This is a genomic window from Nocardioides sp., from assembly GCF_030149505.1.
Taxonomy (GTDB): domain Bacteria; phylum Actinomycetota; class Actinomycetes; order Propionibacteriales; family Nocardioidaceae; genus Nocardioides.
Genome location: NZ_JASBRN010000074.1, coordinates 38472 through 62413, shown reverse-complemented (window position 1 = coordinate 62413; position 23942 = coordinate 38472). Strand labels below are relative to the sequence as shown.

18 protein-coding genes are annotated in these 23942 nt (G+C 72.3%); 7 read left to right on the top strand and 11 right to left on the bottom strand.

Going from position 1 to position 23942, the window contains the following annotated elements:
* The first annotated feature begins 150 nt into the window (after window positions 1–150).
* A complete protein-coding gene (locus tag Q1V71_RS17080) occupies window positions 151–3069 on the top strand; it encodes a hypothetical protein (RefSeq protein WP_300645356.1) in 2919 nt (972 codons plus the stop codon).
* Between the two features lie 40 nt (window positions 3070–3109).
* Here the strand turns inward: Q1V71_RS17080 and dapC are convergent, their stop codons facing one another.
* Both dapC and fdxA read right to left on the bottom strand, forming a co-directional pair.
* Window positions 3110–4198 (bottom strand): succinyldiaminopimelate transaminase, encoded by a 1089-nt coding sequence (dapC, locus tag Q1V71_RS17075; protein WP_367280158.1) that lies wholly within the window; start codon window positions 4196–4198, stop codon window positions 3110–3112.
* 68 nt (window positions 4199–4266) lie between these two features.
* Window positions 4267–4593 (bottom strand): ferredoxin, encoded by a 327-nt coding sequence (gene fdxA / locus Q1V71_RS17070; protein WP_300645355.1) that lies wholly within the window; start codon window positions 4591–4593, stop codon window positions 4267–4269.
* Between the two features lie 88 nt (window positions 4594–4681).
* Here fdxA and Q1V71_RS17065 point away from each other — a divergent pair, with 88 nt between their 5' ends.
* Complete coding sequence (locus Q1V71_RS17065; RefSeq protein ID WP_300645354.1) at window positions 4682–5692, top strand: N-acetyltransferase; 1011 nt, start codon at window positions 4682–4684, stop codon at window positions 5690–5692.
* A 111-nt stretch (window positions 5693–5803) separates the two neighbouring features.
* Here the strand turns inward: Q1V71_RS17065 and Q1V71_RS17060 are convergent, their stop codons facing one another.
* The 6 genes from Q1V71_RS17060 to Q1V71_RS17035 all read right to left on the bottom strand — a co-directional run bounded on the left by Q1V71_RS17060 (window position 5804) and on the right by Q1V71_RS17035 (window position 10420).
* Entirely contained in the window at window positions 5804–7561 is a 1758-nt protein-coding gene (locus tag Q1V71_RS17060; RefSeq protein WP_300645353.1) for a VanW family protein, read from the bottom strand.
* Window positions 7562–7570: 9 nt separating this feature from the next.
* Entirely contained in the window at window positions 7571–7918 is a 348-nt protein-coding gene (locus Q1V71_RS17055; protein WP_300645352.1) for a hypothetical protein, read from the bottom strand.
* 7 nt (window positions 7919–7925) lie between these two features.
* Window positions 7926–8843, bottom strand: coding sequence for an N-acetyl-1-D-myo-inositol-2-amino-2-deoxy-alpha-D-glucopyranoside deacetylase (mshB, locus tag Q1V71_RS17050; RefSeq protein WP_300645350.1), 918 nt, complete (start codon window positions 8841–8843; stop codon window positions 7926–7928).
* Window positions 8840–9562 (bottom strand): NUDIX domain-containing protein, encoded by a 723-nt coding sequence (locus Q1V71_RS17045; protein ID WP_300645348.1) that lies wholly within the window; start codon window positions 9560–9562, stop codon window positions 8840–8842. The genes mshB and Q1V71_RS17045 overlap by 4 nt, the downstream gene beginning before the upstream one ends.
* A 307-nt stretch (window positions 9563–9869) precedes the next feature.
* Window positions 9870–10139 carry a type II toxin-antitoxin system RelE/ParE family toxin gene (locus Q1V71_RS17040; RefSeq protein WP_300645347.1) on the bottom strand — a complete coding sequence of 90 codons (270 nt, stop codon included), beginning with the start codon at window positions 10137–10139 and terminating at the stop codon, window positions 9870–9872.
* Window positions 10136–10420 (bottom strand): type II toxin-antitoxin system Phd/YefM family antitoxin, encoded by a 285-nt coding sequence (locus Q1V71_RS17035; RefSeq protein WP_300645346.1) that lies wholly within the window; start codon window positions 10418–10420, stop codon window positions 10136–10138. The genes Q1V71_RS17040 and Q1V71_RS17035 overlap by 4 nt, the downstream gene beginning before the upstream one ends.
* Window positions 10421–10580: 160 nt before the next feature.
* On the opposite strand from Q1V71_RS17035, the gene Q1V71_RS17030 reads away from it, so the two are divergent.
* Together Q1V71_RS17030 and Q1V71_RS17025 are read left to right on the top strand one after the other, a co-directional pair.
* Window positions 10581–11483: a DMT family transporter gene (locus Q1V71_RS17030; protein ID WP_300645344.1), complete on the top strand. Its 903-nt coding sequence runs from the start codon at window positions 10581–10583 to the stop codon at window positions 11481–11483.
* Window positions 11480–12427, top strand: a complete 948-nt coding sequence (locus tag Q1V71_RS17025; RefSeq protein ID WP_300645342.1) for a hypothetical protein — start codon at window positions 11480–11482, stop codon at window positions 12425–12427. The genes Q1V71_RS17030 and Q1V71_RS17025 overlap by 4 nt, the downstream gene beginning before the upstream one ends.
* 271 nt (window positions 12428–12698) lie before the next feature.
* On the opposite strand, the gene Q1V71_RS17020 is transcribed toward Q1V71_RS17025, so the two are convergent.
* Window positions 12699–15611 carry an Ig-like domain-containing protein gene (locus Q1V71_RS17020; RefSeq protein WP_300645341.1) on the bottom strand — a complete coding sequence of 971 codons (2913 nt, stop codon included), beginning with the start codon at window positions 15609–15611 and terminating at the stop codon, window positions 12699–12701.
* Between the two features lie 54 nt (window positions 15612–15665).
* Here Q1V71_RS17020 and Q1V71_RS17015 point away from each other — a divergent pair, with 54 nt between their 5' ends.
* Complete coding sequence (locus tag Q1V71_RS17015; RefSeq protein ID WP_300645340.1) at window positions 15666–17363, top strand: hypothetical protein; 1698 nt, start codon at window positions 15666–15668, stop codon at window positions 17361–17363.
* Between the two features lie 13 nt (window positions 17364–17376).
* Here Q1V71_RS17015 and Q1V71_RS17010 read toward each other — a convergent pair whose 3' ends face one another.
* Together Q1V71_RS17010 and Q1V71_RS17005 are read right to left on the bottom strand one after the other, a co-directional pair.
* Window positions 17377–18186, bottom strand: coding sequence for a thioesterase family protein (locus tag Q1V71_RS17010; RefSeq protein WP_300645338.1), 810 nt, complete (start codon window positions 18184–18186; stop codon window positions 17377–17379).
* Window positions 18187–18412: 226 nt separating this feature from the next.
* Complete coding sequence (locus Q1V71_RS17005) at window positions 18413–21649, bottom strand: hypothetical protein (RefSeq protein WP_300645336.1); 3237 nt, start codon at window positions 21647–21649, stop codon at window positions 18413–18415.
* Window positions 21650–21804: 155 nt separating this feature from the next.
* On the opposite strand from Q1V71_RS17005, the gene Q1V71_RS17000 reads away from it, so the two are divergent.
* Window positions 21805–22386 (top strand): hypothetical protein, encoded by a 582-nt coding sequence (locus tag Q1V71_RS17000; RefSeq protein WP_300645335.1) that lies wholly within the window; start codon window positions 21805–21807, stop codon window positions 22384–22386.
* Window positions 22387–22435: 49 nt separating this feature from the next.
* Window positions 22436–23938: an AtzH-like domain-containing protein gene (locus tag Q1V71_RS16995; protein ID WP_300645334.1), complete on the top strand. Its 1503-nt coding sequence runs from the start codon at window positions 22436–22438 to the stop codon at window positions 23936–23938.
* Window positions 23939–23942 lie beyond the last annotated feature (4 nt).

Genomic DNA, 23942 nt, shown 5'->3' with positions numbered 1-23942 from the left:
GCGGACTCCTCGACCGGTGCCGGGATACTCCGAACGAAATGTCACCCTCAGCTCGAGCTGAGGGTGAAATCGAGTGCGGACTACCCCGCGACCCGTGGACCGCCCCCGGGCCCGGCACTACCGTGAGCAGGACCTGCCGGGAGGTCCCCCATGCGTCATGCGCCCCGTCTCCAGCTCCGTCACGGTCAGATCGCGCTCGTCCTCGCCACGACGCTCGCGATGCTCGCCTCGCTCCTGGCCGTCGAGCTGATCCGCAGCCCGGCGCGGGCCTGGAAGCCCTACACGCACACGTGGTCGGCCGACCTCGCGCTGGTCGACGCCGCCGACGGGAGCGTCGAGGTCGCGGGTGGCACCTACCCGCTCGACGAGCGGGTGGCGGCGGCGCTGCTGGCGGCACCGGAGCAGTACCGCGCCGGCGTCATCGGCCCCGACGCCTTCCCCGACCTGGTGATGGGCCAGTCCGTGGTGCACCCGGGCACGGAGCCCGGGCCCGACGGCGTACCGACCGCGACCACCGGCGACTGGCTCGTCCACGTGCTCGACGAGGCGTGGGACGCCCAGGAGGACCCGCGATACACCGCCCTCGAGCGCCAGCAGGTGCTCGCCTTCGCCTACGGCTTCCTCACCCACGCGGCCGGCGACGTGTGGGCGCACACCTTCGTCAACGAGTACGCCGAGGGCGTCTTCCCTGCTCTCGAGGAGGTCGCCTCCGACGCCGAGGCCGCCGCGGTCGCGCTGCGGCACATCGTGGTCGAGGGGTACGTCGGCGAGGTGACGCGCGGCTTCGACGCGCACCCGGACCGGGAGCCGGTCGAGGGCGGGGTGTCCGACGACAGCACGCCGCGGGTCGGGCTCGCGGCCCCGCCGGACCTCTTCGTCTGGGAGACCTTCGTGGAGCGACCACGGGTCCCGGGCGGGCGCTTCGGGGGCCGCGCCTTCGCCGATGCCCCGGCGAACGGCCAGCCGACGGCCGAGCGCGGCCCGCTGATCGGCGGCTTCTACGGATTGCACGACTCGCTGCTGCGTACAGCCATCACGCCGGCCGGGAAGCTGCCCTGGAGCAAGTCGAAGGTGCGGCGCAAGGTCGCCCAGTGCGCGACGGTCGGGTGCCGGGTCCGCAAGGTGGCCGAGCAGGCCGGGCGCCGCTACGCGCTGGAGTGGTCCGAGGACGTGGCGGCCGGGCTGGAGCGCTGGGGCCGGGTCGGCGAGGCCTTCGTGCTGGGGCTCTTCGAGCCCGCCGTGCGCCGCCAGGCCCAGGACGACCTGTGCCGCAACGACGGCCCGGAGGACTCCGCCACGCGACGGGTCTGCGAGGAGGCCGTCTCGACGATCGACACGATGCTGTGGTTCCTCCAGGACGAGCGCTACCTCACCACCCAGGGCCCTCGGATCGGCTCGATGCTCGGGGCACCGGACCGTTTCCTCAAGGCGTGGGACCGGTTCCGGCGGGTGATGCGCTTCGTCGAGGACCGACTGGACTTCCTCGTGCCGCAGCCGCTCGCGGAGCTCGTGACCCGGGCCGAGGAGTGGCTGAGCGAGCTGGTCAACGACGCGATCAGCAAGGTGCTCGGCTTCGACCTCGAGGTGTGGTTCGACGCGTTGCGCTCGCCCGGCACCTACCTCGACGGCACCTACGGCCGCGACCTCCCCGGGTCGCTGAGCGTCTTCAACGACCGCGACCTCTTCCCCGAGGACGCGCGCGAGCGGGTGGACGCGCTGCTCGGCCTGGACACCGACCTCGACGAGCGCAGCAAGCACCCGCCGGGCACCGAGCTCGACCTCGACACCTTCTCGCCGCTGGCCAACACCGCGGTCCTCTCGCGGCTCGTGCTGCTGGACGGCGCGGCCCTCGACGACCTGCTGACCGACCTGCTGGGGCGTCCGGTCGCCACCTACTCCGGGGGCACCGGCGGGGACCCCGACCGGCTGGTGCGTCGCAACGTCATGACCTGGTCGCTCGGCGGCGGCGAGCCCTGGCTGCGCAACATCGACTCCGACCATGCCTGGCGCCGCGACGGCCAGCCGATCTGGTGCACCCCCACCCTGGTCGGTTCCTGCGAGGCCGAGTCCGAGGCGGTGCCGCGCGACGCCGCGCTCGACGGTGGCACCGGGACGATGCCGCTGTGGGAGAGCTGCGTGCTGCGGCCCGCCTTCCGCACGCTGTTCGCCGACTGGCAGCGCAAGGGCCCCTTCGACCCGTTCCCCGACTACGGCGACGACCCCTCCGGTGACGTGGTCAACGACCCGGCGCCGCCGGAGTCGTCGCTGGCGGTGGTCAGCGGGGCACGCTCCGGGGGCTTCGTTGCGCCCGGGACGGTGCTGCGCGTCGATGCGGAGGAGACCGACGACCGGGGCCGAGTCTTCGCTCCCGAGGACCTGGTCGTGCGTGTGCGGGTCGGGTCGGAGCCGCTCGTCAGCGGCCCCGCGGGCACCACGGTCACGCTGCCCTCACGCTCCGGACCCGTCGAGGTGCGGCACCAGGGCGGCGACCCCTGCCACCCCGTCGACGAGCCCAAGGGCGGGCTGGTCACCTACGACGTCGACGACACCCCGCCCGTGCAGCGGTGCGGGCTCCCGAACAAGGTGACCAGCGCCGAGTCCTGGTCGCTCGACTGGGAGGTCACCGACTCCGGGGCCGGCGTCGGTGCGGCGTCCACGACCGTCAGCGACGTCGGCTCACCCGGGCAGACAGCCGTCGTGCCCCGGGGCGGCCTGCTGTCGGCGTACGACCTGGGGCCGGGGTACCACGCCTACCGCCACGATGCCGTTGACCTCGTCGGCAACGCCTCGGTGCTCACCGAGTGCGGGGTCTTCGTGACCGCCGACGGCGCAACGTTGCGCGCCAACCTCGACCAGGCGCGGGCCCGCGGCGACGTCACTCAGGCGGCGTACGACGACCTCCGCCCGCCCCTGGACCAGGCGGCCGGCGCGGTGCTCCAGGGCGATGCCCAGGGCGAGTCGTCCGGTCTCCAGCAGCTCCTCGACCTGCTGGCCCAGCTGCCCGGCGTCGACCCGGACCTGCGGGACCGGATGTCCGCGCACGCGAAGCAGCGGTTGGCGGAACTATAGGGGGCCGCGGGCCGCGGGCCGGGGTAGTCCGCTTCACGCGTCAGGACAGCCGGGAGACCGCGGCCGCGATCCGGTCGTCGGTGGCGGTGAAGGCGACCCGGACGTGCCGGTTGCCGGCGCGGCCGTAGAAGGAGCCGGGGGCCACGAGGATGCCGCGGTCGGCCAGCCAGGCGACGGTGTTCCAGCAGTCCTGCTCGACGCCATCGACCAGGCGGGTGCTCCACAGGTAGAGCGAGGCCTCGGAGTGGTCGACCCGGAACCCCGCCCCCTCGAGGGCGGTGCGCAACGAGGCACGGCGGGCGGCGTACACCGCGTGCTGCTCGTCGGCGTGCGCATCGTCGTCGAGGGCGGCTGCCATGGCCTGCTGCATCGGCCCCGGCATGATCAGCCCGAGGTTCTTGCGGACCGCGAGCAGCTCGGCGACCAGGGCGGGGTCGCCCGCGACGAAGGCGCAGCGGTAGCCCGCGAGGTTGGAGCGCTTGGACAGCGAGTGCAGCGCGAGGATGCCGTCGAGCGACCCGCCGTTGACCGACGGGTGCAGCACCGAGACCGGCTCGGCCTCCCACGCACACTCCAGGTAGCACTCGTCGGAGACCAGCACCGTCCCGCGCTCGCGGCACCAGTCGACGACCTTGCGCAGGTGGTCGACGGGCAGCACCCGACCGGTCGGGTTGGAGGGACTGTTGAGCCACAGCAGCGCCGGGACCGTCGGGCCGAGCGAGAGCAGCGAGTCCGTCGCGACGGGGGTGGCGCCGGCCAGCACCGCCCCGACCTCGTACGTCGGGTAGGCCAACTCCGGGAACACCACGGTGTCCCCCGGGCCGACCCCGAGGTGGTGGGCCAACGTGGCCACCAGCTCCTTGGAGCCGATCGAGGGGATGACGTGCTCGAGCCCCAGCCCGCTCACCCCGTGACGACGCGCCAGCCAGTCGACCGCCGCCTGGCGGGTGCGCTCGAGACCGATCGTGACCGGGTAGCCCGGCCACCCCGAGTGGGCGCGCAGGGCGTCCTGCGCGACCGCGGGGGTCGGGTCGACCGGCGTACCGATCGAGAGGTCGACGATGCCGTCAGGGTGCGCCTGGGCGCGCGCCTTGTGCTCGGCGAGCGAGTCCCACGGGAAGTCGGGCAGACGGTCCGAGACCCGGCGGCCGTCGATCCGCAGGCCCGGGCGGGTGCCCGGGCCTTCACGCGGAGTGCTCAGTGGTCCTGGTTCTGCGGGGGCAGGGCCGCGACCATCGGGTGGTCGTGGTCGATCTCGCCCATCTTCGCGGCACCGCCCGGCGAGCCGATCTCGTCGAAGAAGTGCACGTTGGCGTCGTAGTACTCCTTGTTCTCCTCCGGGACGTCGTCCTCGTAGAAGATCGCCTCCACCGGGCAGACCGGCTCACAGGCACCGCAGTCGACGCACTCGTCGGGGTGGATGTAGAGCATCCGCTTGCCCTCGTAGATGCAGTCGACGGGGCACTCATCCACACACGCGCGGTCCTTGAGGTCCACGCACGGCTGGGAGATGACGTAGGTCACCGGAATCCTCCTGGGGCGGCTCTCGCCTGCTCGGTCGCGACGCCGGACACCTGTCCGGTCTACAGCGTGAACAGCCTAGTATCCCGTCGTGCCGGACGACGAGGAAGCCCACCCTTTGGCGCCCGTGACCTCGGCCGAGGCCGCTGGCCGCGACCGGCTCACGGGTCAGGCCGCCAGCCTCGGCCCGCACGTGGTCGGGCAGCGCGTCGTCGTACGCCGGGTCGTGCGCGGCGAGACCGGGCCCAGCGGCGGGCCGGCGCTGACCGACCTGCTCGGCACCTGCCTGTCGTGGAGCGAGGGGTTCTGCGTGGTCCAGCCCGACGGTCGGGGCAGCCAGGAGCCGGTGCGGATCGCCCTGGCCGACATCGTGTCGGGCAAGCCCGTGCCGCCACGCCCCTCGGTGCGCCAGCGGGTGCCCGCCCGCGAGGCCGAGCTGCGCGTGGTGCGGATGTTCCCCGGCACGCAGACCGAACCGCTGGGCGAGTGGCTGCTGCGCACCGACCCGGCCCCGGTCGGCCGCCTCTACAAGCGGGTCAACTCCTGCCTGGCCCTCGGCGCACCGGGCCTCCCGCTGGCGGAGTCCGCCGCCACGGTCCAGCAGTGGTACGCCGTCCGCGACCGTGACCCGCTGGCGCAGGTCGAGGCCGGGTCGGACGTCGAGGCGGGGCTGCTCGCCCTGGGCTGGCGCCCGCTGCCGCACGGGGAGGCCGAGCTGCGGCTGGGGTCGATCTCACGCACGCTGCGCGGCCTGCGAGCCTCGGGCGGGGCCGGCGACGAGGCGGTCGTCGCGCCGGAGTCCGACGAGGAGCGGGTCCTCGTCGTCGTACCCGGGTCCGGCGAGCCGCTCGCCGAGGGCCGCGCCGTGCTCGACGGCGACTGGCTGGGCCTGCACGACCTGCGGGTGCGCATCGACCAGCGCCGGCGCGGGCTGGCGCGCGCGGTGATGGCGACGCTGCTCGACTGGGGTGCCGAGCGCGGCGCTCTCACCGCGTGGCTGCACGTGGAGACCGACAACGTCGCGGCGCGCTCGCTCTACGACGGGCTGGGGCTGGGGGTGCACCATGTGGTGCGCTACCTGGAGCCCCCGCCCACCAGCTGACCGCGGTTGAGGAGGTTGCTCCGCAACCGTCTCGAAACCCCGGCGGTCGAGCCGGCCGCCGGCGGTTGAGGAGGTTGCTCTGCAACCGTCTCGAAACCCCGGCCCCGGAGATCAGGTGTCGTCGCCGCCGTTCCCGCCGCCGTTCCCGCCGCCCTGGCCCGGGGGCGGCCCGCACCGCACCGAGTCGCTGGGGGTGTAGACGGTGTTGAACTTCTCGGTGCGCACGACCTCGGACTCGCCCGGGCGCCGGAAGTCGCGGAAGACGTCGATGGTGAACCCCGAGGACCCGGTGTAGGCGTAGCAGTCGGGCGTCTGCAGGTAGCGCACGTCGGGCGAGGTGTAGTTGTAGCGCTCGCTGGCCCGGGCGGTGACGTCCCAGGTCTTCGTGGAGTACATGTTGACCGTCACCGACCCGGTGGTGCCGGGGGTGCTGGGGTTGATGAAGGACTGCACGAGCACGCCGTGGTCGGTGTCGTTCCTGAACCGCAGGTCCAGCACGCCCCACGCCACGGTGGCCTCGCGACCGACCGGGTAGCGGTCGATGTAGAAGGAGTGCGGCTTGTGCTCGACGTCCTCGAGCCCGGCGAAGAACATCGCGTTGAACAGCGTCGTGGCCAGCTGGGAGACGCCGCCGCCGAGGTCCTCGCGCAGGATGCCGTCGGAGATGACGAAGCCCTCGGTGAAGCCGTTCTCGCGGGTCCGCTCCCCCACGATGTCGTTCATCGAGAAGGTCTCGCCCGGCGCCAGCACGGTGCCGTTCACCAGCTCGGCGGCGCGGCCGATGTTGGTGTTGCGGTAGTCGGCGTGGGGGTACTCGGTCGTGAAGGTCGACACCCGCTCCCGGATCTTCCACGAGCGCGCCTCCTTGGTGCTGACGTCCGGCTCCTCGACCTCGGCCTCGACCTCGCCGGTGCGCTCGCCCTCGGGGCGGGTCAGCAGCTCGAGGAAGGTGTCGGTGACCGCGCCGTCCTCGTAGGACACGCCCGGCTTGGCGGGGACCACGCGAGGCTTGCCGTCGACCAGGCGCCAGGTCGCGTCGACCGGTGCACCGGTGGCGTCACCGACCAGCCGCTTCACGACGTCGAGGTCGGTGGCCAGCTCCAGCTCGTCGCCGTCGGCCTCCAGGCTCAGCGCCGGCGCGTAGTCGCGCGGTCGCAGGGTCACCGGGCTGTCGCCGAAGACCAGGGTCACCGGGCCGGAGAGCGCGGGGTTGGCCAGCTCGCTGACCGCCTCCTCCATCTCGGCGTCGGTGATCGTCGGCTCGACGTCGACCAGCTCCAGCTCGACGGTCGGCTCCTCGGCGAGGTACGCCGACAGCAGGCCCTCGCGCGCAGCCTCCTCGTCCAGCAGCCGACCGGTCGTGGCGGGCGTGGTGCGGACCGTGCTGGCGGTGAAGGTCGCCGTCGCGTCGACCGGCTCGGTGCCGAGCTCGGAGTCGAGGCGCTCGATCGTCGCTTCGAGGGCGGACTCGTCGACGTCGAGGACGGGCTCGACCTCGTCGCCGCCGGTCCAGTAGTCCCACAGGCGGTCCGGGGCCCAGGAGTCCCCCGCGCCCGCGGCCTCGACGGTGCCGTCGAGGTCGAGCGCGAGGCCGGCCTCCTGGGGGCTGACCTCCACGGACTCACCCTCCACCGTCACGGTGAGGGGCGCCTCGACGCGCTCGGCCAGCTCGCGCTCGAGGGTGCGGCGGGCCTGCTCGGGCGACTTCCCGCCGACCTCGACCCCCGCCACGGTCGTGCCCCGGGGCACCCGGTCGCTCGCGAACGCCCCCGCAGCGGCGTACAGCCCCCCGGCCAGGAGGAGCACGGTGGCGAGGGCGACGAGGACCGCCTTGCCGCCCAACGTCTCGCGTCCGGAGTCCTTTGCCATGCCGCGAGTCTAGGAAGAAGGGGCGACAGAAGCCGATTCCTCCGCCACAGGGCGGGATCGTGAGGCGCCGGGCAGCAGGCCTGCGACGGAGACGCCGAGCCACGCGGCGACCAGGCAGGCCAGCAGCAACCCACCGGTCCCGGAGATGACGGCGTCACCCTCGGGGCGCGGCCAGGACAGCACGAGCGGCACGGCCGCGAAGCCGACGGCCCACCAGACCCGCGCCCGTGCCGGGGCGGCCACGAGGATCAGGGACCCGGCGACCGCGGTCACCGCCAGCCAGACCCAGGACTGGTGCAGCACGGCGCCGGCCAGCCCGGTCACCAGGCCGAGCAGCAGCAGTCCGACGCGGGCCACGGGCGCCTCAGAGACCGGCGAAGAGGTCGGTCTCCAGGCCGTCCTCACCGACCGGTCCGAGCGGCCCCTGCGCCAGCCGGTAGAACTCCACGCCCCACGCGGTGTCGCCGACGTTGTTGGACAGCGCGAAGAACGGCCCGTCGAGCTGGATCTGGGTGGGGTACGCCTTCATCGCGGCCATCTTGCGATCGACGTACGCCGTGGCGTCGACGGCGCAGGTGAGCAGCTCGTCGGGGGTGACGAAGTGCGGCATCGGGCCGTCGGGGTCCATGCCTTCGAAGAACGTGTCCTCGCCGGCCTCGCGCAGCTTGCGCAGGCCCTCGCGCATCCGCGACTCCGACATGGCGTTCCAGTAGATCTTGCTGATCTCCCAGGACTCGCCGAGCTCTGGCCTGTAGGAGCGGACGCCGGCGAGGTGTGCGGCGTACGTCGCCACCCGGTGCGCCTGGATGTGGTCGGGGTGGCCGTAGCCGCCGAACTGGTCGTAGGTCGCCATCACCTGGGGGCGGACCTCGCGGATGATCCGCACCAGCTCGTCGGCGGCGACCGTGAGGTCGGCGTTGGCGAAGGCGCGCTCGTCGGTCTCGTCGGCCGCCACGGCGTAGCCGGCCTCGTGCCACTTCATGCCCGAGTCGCGGAACCGGCCGAAGCCGCCGAGCCAGCGGTGGTCGGTGACGCCGAGGGCGGCCATGGCGTCCTCGAGCTCGCCGCGTCGGTGCTCGCCCAGCGCGTCGTCGCGGTCGGCGGCCAGGTGGGCCAACTCGGGCACGAGGATCTCGCCCATCTCGCCCGCGGTGCAGGTGACGATCGTGACGTGGCGGCCCTCGGCGACGTACTTCGCCGTCGTCGCGCCGTTGCCGATGACCTCGTCGTCGGGGTGAGCGTGGACGAGGAGGAGACGCTGGTCGCTGGGCTGCAGGGTCATGGGGTCCTCTTGATGCGGCGCGGGGCGGTCGGGAGGTCGAGCGGTGAACCCGCTGCGGGGCCTCGTTGTTCCGGGGTGCTGTCGGGTCCGTCCTCGTCGAGCCACCCGTCGTACTCGTCGGTGAGCACCTCGGCCACGATGCTCGGCGCGTCGGTCAGCACCGCCCAGGGGTGGTCCTCGTCGTCGTCCTCGCCCTGCAGCCGCTCGCGCACGACCTCGGCGTCGAACCCGTCGTGGCGCAGCCGCTGCTCGATCGCCTCGGCGTGCTCGGCCTCGAAGACGATGATCCTGCGCGTGTCCCTGGCCTGCTGGCGCAGGGCGGCGGCGACGTGAGGCAGGAACGGGCGGTCGGGCTCGAGCCAGTCGACGGCGTTCTCATGGGCCGGGTCGAGCTCGTCGGCCGTCAGCCAGCGGACCTCGTCGTGGGTGCCGTCGTGCTCGGTGGGCGCGGGCTCGCCGCGGGTGAGGCGGGCGAGCGCGGCGCGCAGCTCGTGGGTCTCCCCGATCGGCGTCGCTCCGGGCAGCCACGCGGTCACCTCGACCTCGCAGCCGAGCTCCTCGGCGACCTCGCGCTCCAGCGCCGCCGCCGGCGGCTCGCCCGGCTCGCACTTGCCCCCCGGGAGCTCCCAGCGCCCCGCGGCCTCCGGTGGCGTCGTACGCCGGGCCGCCAGCACCCGCCCACCGCGCACGATCGCGGCCGCCACCACCACCTTCCTCACGGGTCGGACCCTATCGGGCAGCGATGATCGAGCAGACTGGTCCGCCGGTTGAGGAGGCGCGCCAGCGCCGTCTCGAAACCAAGGACGTCGCCGCTGGTCGAGCAGACTGGTCCGCCGGTTGAGGAGGCGCGCCAGCGCCGTCTCGAAACCAAGGACGTCGCCGTTGGTCGAGCAGCGACGAGCGCCAGCGAGGAGCGTCGTCGAGACCCGGCGCCCGGTGGTCGAGGTGCGATCGAAGCGAGCCACGAGGCCCCTTCACCAGCCTGATCTGGAGCGCTGGCCCCGCCTGGAAGCGCGCGGCGGCCCCTCACCGGCGGTAGACGTCGCGCCGGTGGTCGATGGTGAGCACCAGGATCACCAACCGGTCGTCCTCGATCCGGTAGAGGATGCGGAACGCTCCGCGACGTGCCGTCCACACGCCCGCGGCCTCGGGACCGCGCATGGCTTTCCCGACGCGGCGCGGGTTGGAGGACAGATCACCGCGCAGGAACTCGACACAGGCCGCGGCAACCCCCTCGGGCAGTCGCTGCGACAGCGCTCGCTTCGCAGCCCGCGACAGGACGACCTGGTAGGTCACTTCCCTCGCGCCCGACGTTCACGCATCTCGGCCTCGACCTCTTCCAGGGTGAAGACCTCACCCCGCTCCACCTCGGCGATCGCCTCCTGCAGCTCGGCGACGAGCTCGCGATCCGACAGCACGTCGAGGGTCTCGACCAGGGCGTCGTAGTCGTCGGCGGCGAGCAGCACGGCGGCGCGCTTGCCGTTGCGGGTGATGTCGATCCGGGCGTGGGTGGTGACCGCTGCCTCGACGAACTTCGACAGGTCCTGTCGGACCTCGGCCAACGGGTATGACTCCATGAGCAGAATTCTAGCGTTCATGCCCCTCCTCGATCAGGGCTCGAGTCCAGCACGTCCGGAGCAGCACGGCCGGGCGTCGTCCACAGGCCCGCACCAGCTGACGCCGGTGCGCCGACGAGCGACCACCCCTGAGGCAACCCTCGTGCGGCACGCTGTGCCGGTGACCTCTCGGACCGCGCCAACCCCGCTCGCCCCGGTGAGCGGGCTGCCCGCGTTGCCGGCGGCGTTGTTCGTCTTCGTGTGGGCCTCGGGCTACATCGCGGGTCCGATCGGGGTCGAGGCCGTCTCGCCGTTCTGGGTCGTGACGCTGCGCTTCGCCGTGGCCGCGCTGCTGCTCTACCCGCTGGCCCGCTTCCGGCACGGGGCGCTGCGGATCTCGCGCCAGGACCTGCTGCGGGTCTCGGCGTCGGGGCTGGTGATGAACGCGGTCTTCTTCGGTTCGGTGTACGCCGCGTTCGAGCTGGGCCTGCAGGCCACCATCGCCGCACTGCTGCACGCGCTGTCGCCGGTGCTGACCGCGGTGCTGGCCGGGGTCCTGCTCGGGGAGCGCCTGACGCAGCGCCAGGTCCTGGGGTTCGGCCTGGGCGTGGCCGGAGTGCTCGTCGTGCTGGGGCCGGACATCTCGAGCGCCGGCGGCCTGTGGGGCCTGCTGCTGGGCCTGGTCTCGCTGGCGGCACTCTCGCTCGGCACGCTCGGGCAGCGCTGGATCGGCGTGCGGACCGACGCGGTGTGGTCGGCGACGCTCCAGTGCGCGGTCTGCGTGCCGCCGCTGCTGCTGCTGGCGGTGGTGCTCGAGGGCGCTCCCTCGGTGTCCGCTCCCCTGGCGGCCAGCCTGTCGGTGCTGTGGATGGCCGGGGTGAACTCGCTCGGCGGCCTGCTCCTGCTCGGCCTGCTCGTACGCCGCGGTGGAGCAGGCGCGAGCGCGTCGCTCTTCTTCCTCATGCCGCCCGTCACGGCAGTCTCGGCCTGGCTGGTGCTCGACGAGACCCTGTCCCCGCTGGCCCTGGTCGGCCTCGCGCTGTCGACGGTGGGTGTCGCGATCGCGACCCGGAGGCGCGCGTGAACGCCCTGCTCTCGGTGCCGCTGACCCGGCGCCTGCACCGGGTCCCGGTCGTGCGACTCCTCCACGGCCGCCTGGCCGAGCGTGCGTGGTCCTGGGACTGGGAGGACCAGTGGACCCGCGAGTGGTGGCCCCAGGGCATCACCTGGGCCGGCGAGCGGCTGCTGGTCTCCTGGTACGCCAAGTCCGGCGGCTCCCGCGTCTCGGTCGTCGACCTCGAGACCCGCCGCTACGCCCACGTCACGCTGCTGACTCCCACTGGTGACCCGCTGAAGATCCACGCCGGCGGCCTCGCCTGGGCCGACGGCTGGCTGTACGTCGCCGCCACCGGCAAAGGCTTCTGGACATTCCATACGGACGACTTAGCGGCGGTTGAGGAGGTTGCGCAGCAACCGTCTCGAAACCCCGCGACCTGGCAGGCAACGGCCGTCCACCGCCCCGCTGCCCCAGCCGACGGCCCACCCCTCCGCTGGTCCTTTCTCGACGCAAGCGGTCCGGCCGTCCAGGAACTTGCTCCGCCCGTCGGTCCGGCGGTTGAGGAGGTTGCGCAGCAACCGTCTCGAAACCCCGGACCCACCCACCTGTACGCCGGCGAGTACGGCCGCGGGAACAGGACGACCCGCGTCTGGCTCCTACCGGTAGCGGACGGCCAGCCGGCCGGCCCCGTCGAGCTGCTAGCCACCGGCCCCAAGGGGATGCAAGGCGTGACGGCGACCGACAGCGGCTTGGTGGTGTCCACCTCCCACGGCCCCTGGACCCGCGGCTCCCTCCATCACGTGTCGGCGGTTGAGGAGGTTGCGCAGCAACCGTCTCGAAACCCCGACCGCGGCGCCCTGCCTATCGGCGTAGAGGACCTGACGAGAGACGAGAGCGGCCACCTCTGGACCCCCGCCGAGCACCCCGGCCGCCGAGCGATCGTCCAGCTGCGGCCGACCGTTAGTCACTAGACACGCCGAAATAGCCACCGGGGCCGCACACAGTGTGTGCGGCCCCGGTGACCTAGCCAGAGGACCTGTCTGCCCTAGGGTGTGACAGGCGGTCCGGACCTTTCTTGAGCAGCGGCAACAAAGAAAGGCCCGGACCGCGTCTGTGTCTCCGGCTCAGAGAGCTAGAGGGTGGGAGTCAAACTGCCCTCCCGGAGGAGGAGTGTCCCCGGGGCCGGAGCCCCGGGGACCTCCCCGTGTTCGAGATGCTCAGAGCGTCTCGATCCCAGTCGAATCAGCCGTTCTGGGCGTCCTCGAGGTTCTGCTCAGCCTGGTCCAGGTCGGCCTGGGCCTCGGCAACGTCCTCGGTACGGTTGTCGACAACACCCTGGGCAGCTGCCACCTTCGCCGTGGCGATGGTGACCTGGTCCTGAGCAGCAGACAGGTTGCGCTTGACGGCACGCAGCTTCTTGCGGGTCGTCTTGGCCTTCTGCTTGTTGTCGTTGGCCTTGGCCTTGTTGAGCTTCTTACGGAGCTTCGCCTTCTTGGCCTTCAGCGTGTCGACGTTCGCCTGAGCAACCGCGAGCTCGGTCTGAGCAACGTCCAGGTTGCCCTGCGCAGCGGCAAGAGCGTCCTCAGCGTCCGCGAGAGCCTTCTCGGCGTCGGCCACGGCCTGCTCGAGAGCGGCCAGGTCGGTGACCTCGGCGATCTGAGCAGAGGCCTGGCGCACCGAAGCCGTGAGGCCGCGGGCGTTGTTGGCGTCGCCCGGAGCAGCGGTGGTGCTGTTCGCGTTGGCACCGAACTGGCCACCAGTGGCAAGGACGGAGACGGTGACCGGGGCGTCAGCGTCGCTGTCAAGCGCCACGTTGATCTTCAGCTCACCGTTCGCGTCGGTGACCGCGTCAGTTCCCTGGAGGCGAGCGGGGCCCGCAACCTGGATCGACAGACCACCAACACCGAAGCCCGGAACCGGGTTTCCGAAGGCGTCGGTCACCTTGGCGACGAACACAGCGGTGCTGCCGGAGGTGGCCGCCGTCGGCCCGGTGAGGGCGACGTTGCGAGCAACCGGAGCGGCCGCGGCGCGGATGGTCACCTGGCTGGTCTTGGTGAAGCCACCGCTGGTGACGGTCACGTTGACGGTGCCCGTCTTGGTGCCCACGATCCGGAAGGTCTTGGCGCCACCGTTGTCGAGCGAGGTGGAGATGGAGTCCTTGCCGTCAGACAGCCACACCGAGGGGGTGGCGGCCGGGTCGATGACCTTGGCACCACCGTCGACCGAGATCGTGACCGGAGCGCCGCCGGTGCCACCGGTGACGTCGAGCTTGATGTACTCGTTCGCGTCGGTGTCGGCCTTGGCGTCGGTCAGCGGCTCCGCGAAGACCGACTTGGGGTCGTAGGCAGCGCCAGCCAGGGCGATGTTGTCGCCACGGAGCGAGAACTCCGAGCCCTTGCCATCAGCCGTGTAGACGATGTCCGCCTTGTCAGCCTGAACAAGGAAGTCGCCGGCCGCCGAGAACTCGTTCGGGTACACCCGCACGACGAGGTCGTCCTTGGTGTTGTTGGTGGCAGTCGCCTTGGTCGACGTCAGGTCGAAGGACACGGTGCCGTCGGCGCCGGTCTGCTTGCGCGCCGACGGCGAGGCGTCGGCGTTCGCGCCACCAGTGCGCTGGACCGAGACCCAGACACCCGAGACCGGGTTGCCGAACTGGTCACGCACAGTGACCTTCGGCGACACGGTGCCGGTGTAGGACGAGATGTAGGTGCCGGCGTCGGTCTTCGTGTTCGCGTTGTTCACACGAGCGATCGCGTAGGCGATCGTGGTGTCGGCGTCGAAGCCCTTGACGCTGATGGTGCGGCCGTCGGCGATGGTGCCGGCGTCCGGGGTGATGGTGAACGAGCCCACCGAGTCACCGTTGAGGGTGACGAGGAACTGCTGGCTCGTCTTGCCGCCGAAGGTGATGCCGTTCGCCGAGGAGACAGTCACCGGGACGGTGCCGCCGGCGTCAGCAGCGCCGCCCTTGATGTTAACGGTGATGGAGGGCTGGTCGACCCGCACGAGCACGCCGTTGCCGAAGGTGTCACCACCGAAGCCATCCCAGCTGTCAGCTCCGGTAACGAAGTCGACCTCGGTGTTGGAGATCGTCGCACCCTTGAGGACGTCGAGCTTGGCGGTGCCGTTGGACACGCCCGCCTCGGTCGGGTCACCCGTGATGGTGTGCACCACCGTCGTCGTACCCGCGACGGTCACCGTCGCGGAGCCGGTGATGAGGTCCGCAGCGGTGAGAGCGCCATTGGCGTCGAGGGCGCCGGTCGCGGTGTTGAAGTCGACAGCCCCCGTGTCGGACGTGAGCGCAACGGTCTCACCAGCGTTGAGCTGGGTCGGACGGCCTGCTGCGTCGGTCAGACGAGCGTTGTAGTCGACCGCCTGGTTGAGGGCGCCAGTCTGCGAGGCCGGGGAAAGCGCGAAGGTGGTGGGGGCGCCGACGGTGGTGACCGCGGTCTTCACGAAGGGCTCGCCGAGGTTGTAGGTGCCGGCGTTCGCCTCGTCGTAGATGACCGAGAACTTGGCCGTGTCGCCCACCTGCTGGGTGGTGGCGGCAACTCGAAGCACGACCGTGTCGAAACCGTCGTTCTTGGTGGTGTCGCCGTTGGCGCCATCCGCGATGACAGAGGCAGCCTTGAGGTCCAGGTCCTGAACGCCGGCCTTGTCCTCGCTACCGTCCGCCGGGTTCTCCGCTCGAAGGAGGAACTTGGCCTGGTCAGGCAGCTCACCGGCGTCGCGAACGTTGTTCGCGTTCCCGGGAGCAACTACGTCCTCCCAGATGCCCTTGACGTTCAGGACGACTTGGCCACCGTAGGTGCCGGCATTGCGGACGTTGGTAACTGAGACGACCTTGATCTCCGCATTGTTGGCTACGTCCGCCGATGCCGAGGAAGCGAAGAGCGGGAGACCCGCGATCGCGAGAGCGGAGACGGCCGTGGTGGCCAGGCCCCGCTTGATGCCGCTGCTGTTCATTCTGGTTGTAACCCTTCTGAAGGTTGTAAGGACTGGCTCGACACAGATCCCGAGCCACCGACCCCGAGGCCGGATCCGGACAACCACAGAGGCAGTTGTCTGGACGGGTGGCACATTAGGGACTCCCCGAGTCGGCACGCGGGTTTTGTGTTCTTTACTTTCTGCCATGCAATAACGTGTGCGCCAGGTCACCAGCAGATTTCACCGGCGTACCCGTAACCCGGACGCCACGGCAGAGGAGTGGGAGTGGGCCCAGCCGCGCCTCGCGACGGCCGCACAGGCGGCGCAGGCGGCCCGGGCGACGGCAACGGCGCCCGCAAGAAGCGGCGCGGCCGCCCCCCGCAGATGCCGGACGATCTGACCTCCATGGACGAGGGGTACTACGACCCCTGGGCACGTACGGCATGGCTGTTGGTCACATGCCGTTCGCTCGGTCGCGAGACGGCGTACGCCGAGCGGTCGGTCTTCGTCGGGGCGCTGCGCGACGCGGGGGTCACCACGGACCTGAGCCGCCTCAGCCGGTGGGAGTCCGGGCAGCACCCGATCACGTTCAAGGCCCTGCGCGGCTACGAGACCGTCCTCGGTCTCCCCGAGGGGGCCCTGGTCGCCGCCAACCGCCAGCTGGTGCGCGACAGCGACCCCGCGGGCAAGGCCCCCGAGCGGGTCTCCTTCGCCGAGCGCAGCGACACCGCTCCGGACGCCCTCATCATGGGTCTGATCGACAAGGCCACCGCGTCCGGTGACGCCATGACCGGAGGCGACTGGCTGACGCTGGTGACCGAGCTCGACCACTTCGAGCTCGTCCTCCTGCCCACGCGCCACTGGACGCTCCTGTGCGAGCGACTCGTCCAGGAGCTGGCCCGCACGACCGGCATCGACCAGCTGAGGCGCTTCGAGGCGCTCAGCACCCTCATCAACCACCCCGTGGGCCAGCGGCACGTCCTGCACGCCCTCGGCGCCTGGCTCACCGACGACGACGTCCAGGTCGTCAACCCGATGCTCGGGCTGCTGCAGCAGCTGGAGGACCCGGCCGCCAGCGCGCTGGTGCTCAAGCTGCTCGACTCCGACAACAAGGCGCTCGCCCTGGGTGCGATCCAGGTCGCCGCGACCAAGGTCGCCCGCGGCCACTTCGACGGCGCGCCCCTGGCCCAGCTGGAGCAGCACGCGATCCGCGGGCTGCTCGTGCCGGCGTACAAGCGCGGCGCCGACCTGCTCGACCTGCTCACCCACCTGCCCGACGACTCCTTCGCCCGCGTGGCCCGCACCCTCAAGGACGGGCCGCTGCGCACCCGTGTGCTCACCGCGCGCGAGACCAAGGACCTCGCCGGCAAGGACGCCAGCCGCCAGATCAGCCGCACCGTCGCCAGCCAGGTGCAGGCGATGACGCCGGCGGTCTACACCGCCGAGCCCGACCAGCTGCTGCAGCGGCTCGTGCGCGAGGCGCTGTGCCACGTCAGCGGCAACCGGCGCCGGCTCGCGACCTATGCCCTCGGCCTGAGCCCCTACGCCCCTGCCGTGGCCGACTGCTTCATCAGCCTCGCCCGCTCCGAGCGGGAGCTCCTCGACGAGCGCGCGTGGGAGGCGGTCTGGGCATTGGGGCACGGTCGGCGGCGCGAGGACGTCGTCGCCCTCGTCGACACCGACCACCCGCGCACGCAGCGCCGCGCCCTCATCAGCCTGGCTCGCTCACCCCAGCGGCTCACGACCGCGGAGCAGGAGCGGATCAAGGTCGCGATGCAGCACGACAACGCCTCGGTACGCCGGGCCGCGCTCTACGCCACGGGGCTCCAGGCCCCCCACCACCTGCCCAAGCCGCTCGGGGCGAAGGCGAGTCCCGACGCCCCTGTCGTCACCTGGTGGCGTCGGGTCGGTCCCGCCATCCGCGACAGCGACGGGCTCGGGCGCCCGGCGCCGAAGCCCGCGCCGGTCCTCCTCGAGGAGTAGGACTCGGCCAGCCTCAGCCCACCCGGGGCGCCAGCGCCAGCTGCCGCGACTGGGCGACGAGACGCCCGGTGGAGTCCCAGACCTCGCAGTCCTCCTCGAACATCCCACCCGCGAAGTTCCGCGTGTGGTGCTGCACCTTCAGCCACCCCGGCGCCGGCTTGGCGCGCACGTGGCAGGTCAGCTCCAGGGTCGGCGCCCACCCGACCATCCCGAGGTCGAAGGTCACCGGCGGCAGGGCATCGAGGACCATCAGCAGCGCGACCGGGTCCGGCTCCCGCCCGTCGTTCAACCGGAACCACGCCGAGAAGTGCCCCTCCCCGCGCGTCTCGCCGCGGACCCACGCGGTCTGCTCGACCGGGAACCGCATCTCGAAGCGCCGCATCATCGGCGCGATCTCGAGCACGAACTCCGGCACGTCCTCCGGTCCCGCGCACTCCTCCTGCGGCGGCAGCTCCGGCTCGACGGCGGTCGTGCGCACGTCGCCCTCGAACCGGTCGAGGTCGGAGTACGTCGACAGCAGGGTCAGGCGGGTCTGGCCGTCCTGCACGAGGTCGGCCGAGACCGTGGCCAGCCGGCCGCCGTCACGGCGTACGTCGACGCTCACCTCGGCAGGCCCGGGGGTGCCGGCGGAGAGGTAGTAGGCCGAGACCGTGACCGGGTCGGGCTTCCCGGGCAGGTGGGCGCTGATCGCGGCACCGGCCAGGGCCAGCTGGAAGCCGCCGTTGATGCCGCCGCCGACCGACCAGCCGGCGTCCAGCGCGCCGGCGTACCGGCCCTCGCCCAGGGGCTCGAGCGACAAATGGCGGTCCCACTCGGAAGTCATAGGCGGGACGGTACTGGGGGGCTCTGGGCGGGGGTCGCGGTGGGCGGGCAGCCCACGCGGTCTCGACGACGGCTCGCTGGCGCTCGCCTGCTCGACCATCAGTACGACGTCGGGGTTTCGAGACGGTTGCTGCGCAACCTCCTCAACCGCCGACCCGGACAGACGACGGCCCGGGCGCTGCCAGCGGCAGCAGCACCCGGGCCGTCATGGGTGACCTATCGGCAGGTCAGCGCGGCTTCTGCGTGTTCGACTTGTAGACGACCCCACCGCTGCGGATCTTGGCGATGAAGCGGGTCTTCTTGTTGCCGTTGCGGTCGGCCTTCTTGAAGGTCATCTGACCCCCGTCTGGCACGACGTCCTCGCGGACCTCGACGAGGCGCTTGTTGCCCTTCGCCTTGGTGCCGCGGATGACGTAGAGCCGGATCGTCTCGCCGACGGCGTTGTCGACGTCGGCACGCACGATGTCCTTACGCGGACCGTTGCTGTCGGCGGCCAGGGTGATGGTGATCGGGTCACCCGGCTCGTCGACCCGGCCGAACGACACGGTGTCGCTGGCCTCGGACTCCGGCTGCACCTCGTTGCCGACGTACCCGATGCCCGACACGCGCGCCCGGCCCTCGGCGTTGCCGGAGAAGACGTACGACGCCTGGCCGTCCTCGCCCGTGGCGACCCGGTCGTTGGCCGACCCGTCGTCGTCGTTGCCGGGGCCGGTGCGGAAGAAGGCGACCTCGAACTCGATCGGCTCGCCCTCCTGGTCGGTGGCCGTGTAGGTCATCACGACCGTCTCCCCGACCTCGCGCTGCTCTGCGCCCTGCTGGGCCAGCGTGTAGGTGCCGGCGGCGAAGTCGACCTCGTAGAACTGCGCGGTCGGACCCTCCCCCGTCGTCGGGTCGGTGCCCTGCGTGGTGGCGATGTCGGCGTCGTCGTCGGCGTCGCCCTGCGGGCCGGTGCTGTCTGCGGCGTACACCGAGGTGTCCGCGGCCCACGTGCCGGTCGGGGTGGCGTCCTGCTCGCTGTCGGAGGAGAGCGAGAACTCCGGGTCGGCGTCGAAGTCCGACTCGATCGTGAGACCGCCCTGACCGTTGTTGCCCGGCCGCACGACCTCGCCGCCGTCGGTACTGATGGCCACGTCCTCGCCACCGACGAGGTTGCCGAACTGGTCGGTGACCTTCACGTCGTAGGCGACGTCGTCGGTCGTCGGCGCCTTCGGCAGCACGCCGGACTCCTGGAACCGGTCCGCCGCGAGCTCGATCAGCACCTCGCCGGCGTTGAGCGGGTCGGCGCTGCTCCACGCGACGTCAGCGGTGTCGCTGGCGCCGCCGGCGCCACCGACGGTCGCGGTGACCGTGTCGGTCGCGGCCCCGTCGTCGTCGAAGTCCTCGCTGCGCTCGATGCCGACGGCGAAGGACACCTGGCCCTGGGCGTTCGTGACCCGGGTGATCGCCTGGCCCTGCTCGGCCAGGTCGCCGGCCGGCTGGCCTGCGGTGCCGTTCTCCGGACCGCTGGTGAAGAAGGAGTCGCCGTCGACTGTGAGCCGCACCGCGACGTTCGGCACCGGGTCGCCGTCGGCGTCGGTCACCGTCGCCGTGCCGTACGACGGGGCGCCGGGCTTGCCCGTGCCCGTGAGCCCCGTGACCTCCACCTCGGCACCTGCCGGGGCAGCGTCGTTGAAGAAGGTCACCGGGGCGGTGGCCTCCGCGTCGGCGTTGTCCTGGTCGACCGGGGTGTTGGGGTCGTCGTAGTCGGCCGTCGCCGCGGTCACGGACCCGGTCTCGGTGGCCTGGGGCTGGCCCTGGGCCGCGGCCGGGTCGTCGAGCGTCGCCGAGAAGGAGCCGTCCTCGCCGGTGGTGACGGTGCGGACCTCGTCGTCGGCGCCGCTCTGCTGGTCGAAGGCGGCGTCACCGCCCTGGCCCGGCGTGTAGGTCAGCGTGACCGGCCGGCCCGGGAGGCCGGTGCCGTCCTCGAGCGCGAGGGTCCCGGCGACCGCGGCGTCCGCGCCTGCCGCGCCGGAGACCTCGTCGGCGAGCTCGATCGCCGCCTGGCCGGCCTTGACGGCCAGGACCTCCGACTCGGCGACGGCGCCCTCCCCGGTGACCGGGTTGGCCACGAGCGCGGCCCGCAGCGTGTAGGTGCCTCCCTCGGAGCGGTCCTGCGGCAGCGGGATGTTCGCGTTGCCGTCCAGGCCGACGACCGTGGTGCCCTCGGTCTCCCGGGCGGTCGGTGCCCCGTCGAAGGCGCGGAAGGTCCAGGTGTACTCCACCGTCTGCAGCGTCGCCTGCTCGAACGGGACGTCGTTGCCCTCCTGGTCCTTGACCTGGACCTGGATGTCGTCGGCGTCGTACTCGTCGTAGTCGAAGGCCTCCCCGTTGGCCGAGGTGGCCTCGAGCGCGGTCGGCTCCGGGTCGTACTGGCCGACGGTCACGTCCTGGGAGCGCTTGTCGCCCAGGCCCGCCTCGAAGGGGTCGGAGTCGGTGGCGTTGGCGTAGTAGAAGGCGCGGGTGCCCCCGGCCTGCGTGGTCTCGACCTGGCCGAGCGCATTCGTCTGCCCGACGTACGCCCCACCCTCACGGCGCACCTCGGCGCCGGCGATCGGGTCGCCCTCGGCGTCCACGACGGTGATGGTGATGTCGGCGTTGCCGGTGCCGGGGACGTTGGCGTTCGTCGGCTCCGCGGTGACCGTGCCGAGCTCCTGGCGGTCGATCACGAAGGACTCGGCGTCGTCGGCTGTGCCGTTGCCGCCGGCGGCCTTGACCAGGATCTCGTCGGTGCCGCCGCCGTAGTCGTAGCCGGTGACGTCGAGGACGCCGCGCCAGGTGCCGGTGACCCCGGCCTGCGGGGTCGTCGAGGTGGTGGTGTCGCCCGCCCCAGCGAAGCCGTCGGCGCTGGGGTCGTAGAAGTCGAGCGTCGGGGTGGCGCCGGGCGCCGAGGACGTGCCCTCGACGACGGCGTACTGACCCGCGCTCGCGCCGTTGGTGTAGGGCGCCTGGAAGACGTCGAGCGTCGCTCCGTCCGTGACGTTGACCGTGTCGGCGTTGTTGTTGACCGAGACGCCACCCAGGGTGTCGGTCGGCTCGGTCGCCGGGCCGATCCCGGTCGCGCGGAGGGTCACGTTGGTGGAGCCGGCGATGACGGTCGGGTTCCACTCGACGAAGAAGGCGCCGTCGTCGTTGCGCGTCGTGGCGGTCCCGATCGCGGTCCACGGACCGTCGCCGATGCGGTACTCGAAGCGCACGCCGGTGACGTTGCTCCCGCCGAGGGCGGTGAGCCGCTGCGTGGCGTTCTGGCCGTCGGGCTTGGCCGAGACCGTCGTGGAGACCGGCTGCACGAGGTCGACGGCGTTCGCGTCGAGGGTGCTGGTGTGGGTGACCGCGCTCGCGGACCCCGCGAGCATCGGCAGACCGGCGATCGCCAGGGCCGAGGTCGCGGTCGCGGCGAGGCCGCGCTTGGTTCCCGTGCTGAACATGTGTCGTTCCTCCCGGATGGGGTGCATGGCGAGGCGTCCGCAGACGACTCGCACCTGTCTAGACCAGCAACGACCGTAGGAGCCAACCCGTTACGCGGATTCACCCGGTCGGGCCGATGCGGGGCTCGTCGACGATGTCCTGTAGGACTGGTGGCATGCGACTCGGCACTGCCCTTCCTGCCCGCTCGACCACCCGCTCCACCCGCGCCCGGCTGGGCGCCGCCGCCCTCGGCGTGACGCTCGCCCTGGGCGCCACGGCCTGCTCCGGCGAGGACGAGCCCAGCGACCCCGACGCCACCGCGCAGGCCACCGAGACCGCCGAGCCCGGCCCCGAGGTCGAGGCCGAGACCGCGACCTTCCAGGCGCCTAGCGGCTTCGAGCTCGGCGAGCCTTCCAAGAAGTCCCCCGCCGTCATCGCCACCGGGCCGTCCGGCGCGCTGGTCTCGCTCGTGGAGATCGAGTTCCCCGGTGAGGCACCCGAGATCGACCGGCAGCAGGAGATCGCGCTCGACGGGCTGGGCGAGAAGTTCGCCGCCGAGGACGTCGTCGAGGTCGACGGCATCGAGATGTGGCACGTCTCCGGCAAGGAGTCCAAGGGCAACTACGCCGATGTCTACGGCGCGGTCGTCGACGGCACCTCGGTGCGCCTGACGATCCGCCTCGCCGACGCAGAGTACGACGAGGCCGAGCGCGCCGCGGTCAACGAGCAGGTCCTCGCGTCCTGGTCCTGGGCCTGACCCCTGGGCTGACTCCCGGGCCGTGGCGCCCGCCCCTAGGGTGGGCGCCATGTCCACCGGTGGTCCCGCCCTGCCCGTGCCGCCGGGGCTCGTGGAGGCCTTCCGCGCCTGGGAGCAGGCCCTCACGGCGGGCGACACCGAGACGCTTGCGCAGCTGACCGCCCCCGGCTCGAGCACCCTGCGCGGCGACGCCGACGGCCTGCTGGTCGGCCACGACGCCATCGCGCCGACGCTCGGCACCGAGCCCGCGCGCCGCGTCGTCCAGACCCACGTGCAGGTCACGGATCCCGACCACGCGCTCGTCGTCGCGGTCACCGAGCTCGCCCGCGGCGGCCGCGGCCAGCAGTCCCAGCTCTGGGCGCGTACGCCGGAGGGCTGGCGCCTCACCGCCGCCCACGTCTCCACCCCGGCGCCCGCCCTCGACACTCGCGTGTGGCGGGTCGTGGGCGACCCGCTCGTCCCCGGCGCCACGGCCGGGCCGCTCGTCGGGGAGACCGTCGCGGTCAAGGACGTCTTCGCCGTGGCCGGCCAGAAGGTCGGCGCGGGCAACCCCGCCTGGGAGGCCGCCGCCCCTGTCGAGCGCGCCGACGCCACGGTCGTCGACACCCTCGTCGAGGCCGGTGCGGCGATCACCGGGATCGCCCGCACCGACGAGTTCGCCTGGTCCCTCGGGGGCACCAACCACCACTACGGCACCCCGCCCAACCCGCGCGCCCCGCGCCGGGTCCCCGGCGGGTCGTCCAACGGCCCCGCGTCCGCGGTCTCCCTCGGCCACGCCACGATCGGCCTCGGGACGGACACCGCCGGCTCGACCCGCGTGCCCGCGGCGTACCAGGGGCTCACCGGCTTCCGCCCCACCCACGGCACCGTCCCGATGCACGGCGTCATGGCGCTGGCGCCCAGCTTCGACACCGTCGGCTGGATGACCCGCTCCCCCACGCTCGCGCGCGACGTCGGCGAGGTGCTGCTGCCGCCCGACGCCGCCGTCGACGGGTCCGACCTCGTCGTCGTGCCCGAGCTGCTCGCTGCCGCCGAGCCCGACGTGCGTGCAGCCGTCGAGACCTGGGTCGCCGACCAGGGGCTGGTCGTCCGCGAGGGCTGGCCGCTCGGCGAGCTCGCGTCGTGGGTGCGTGCCTTCGGCACCTGGCAGGCGTGGGAGGCGTGGTCGGTGCGCGGCGGCTGGCTCGCCGACCGGCTCGACACCCTCGGCGCCGACGTCCGCACCCGGTTCCGCCACGCCGCCTCGGTCGAGAAGCCCGACGCGGACGCGGCGTACGACGTCGTGCAGACCGCCCGTCAGCGCCTCCGTGACCTGCTGGGCGACCGGGTGCTCGTGCTGCCGACGGCCTCGTCGGTCGCGCCCTTCCCCGGCGCCGGCGTGCAGGCCGTCCGCGACGCGACCCTCCGGCTGACCTGCCTGGCCCCGCTGCTCGGCGCACCGGCCGTCTCGCTGCCCCTCGCCACCCGCGACGGGCTGCCCTGCGGCGTCTCGCTCCTGGCTGCCCCCGGTCGCGACAGGGCGCTGCTGGACCTCGCGGTCAGCCTGTCCTGACGAG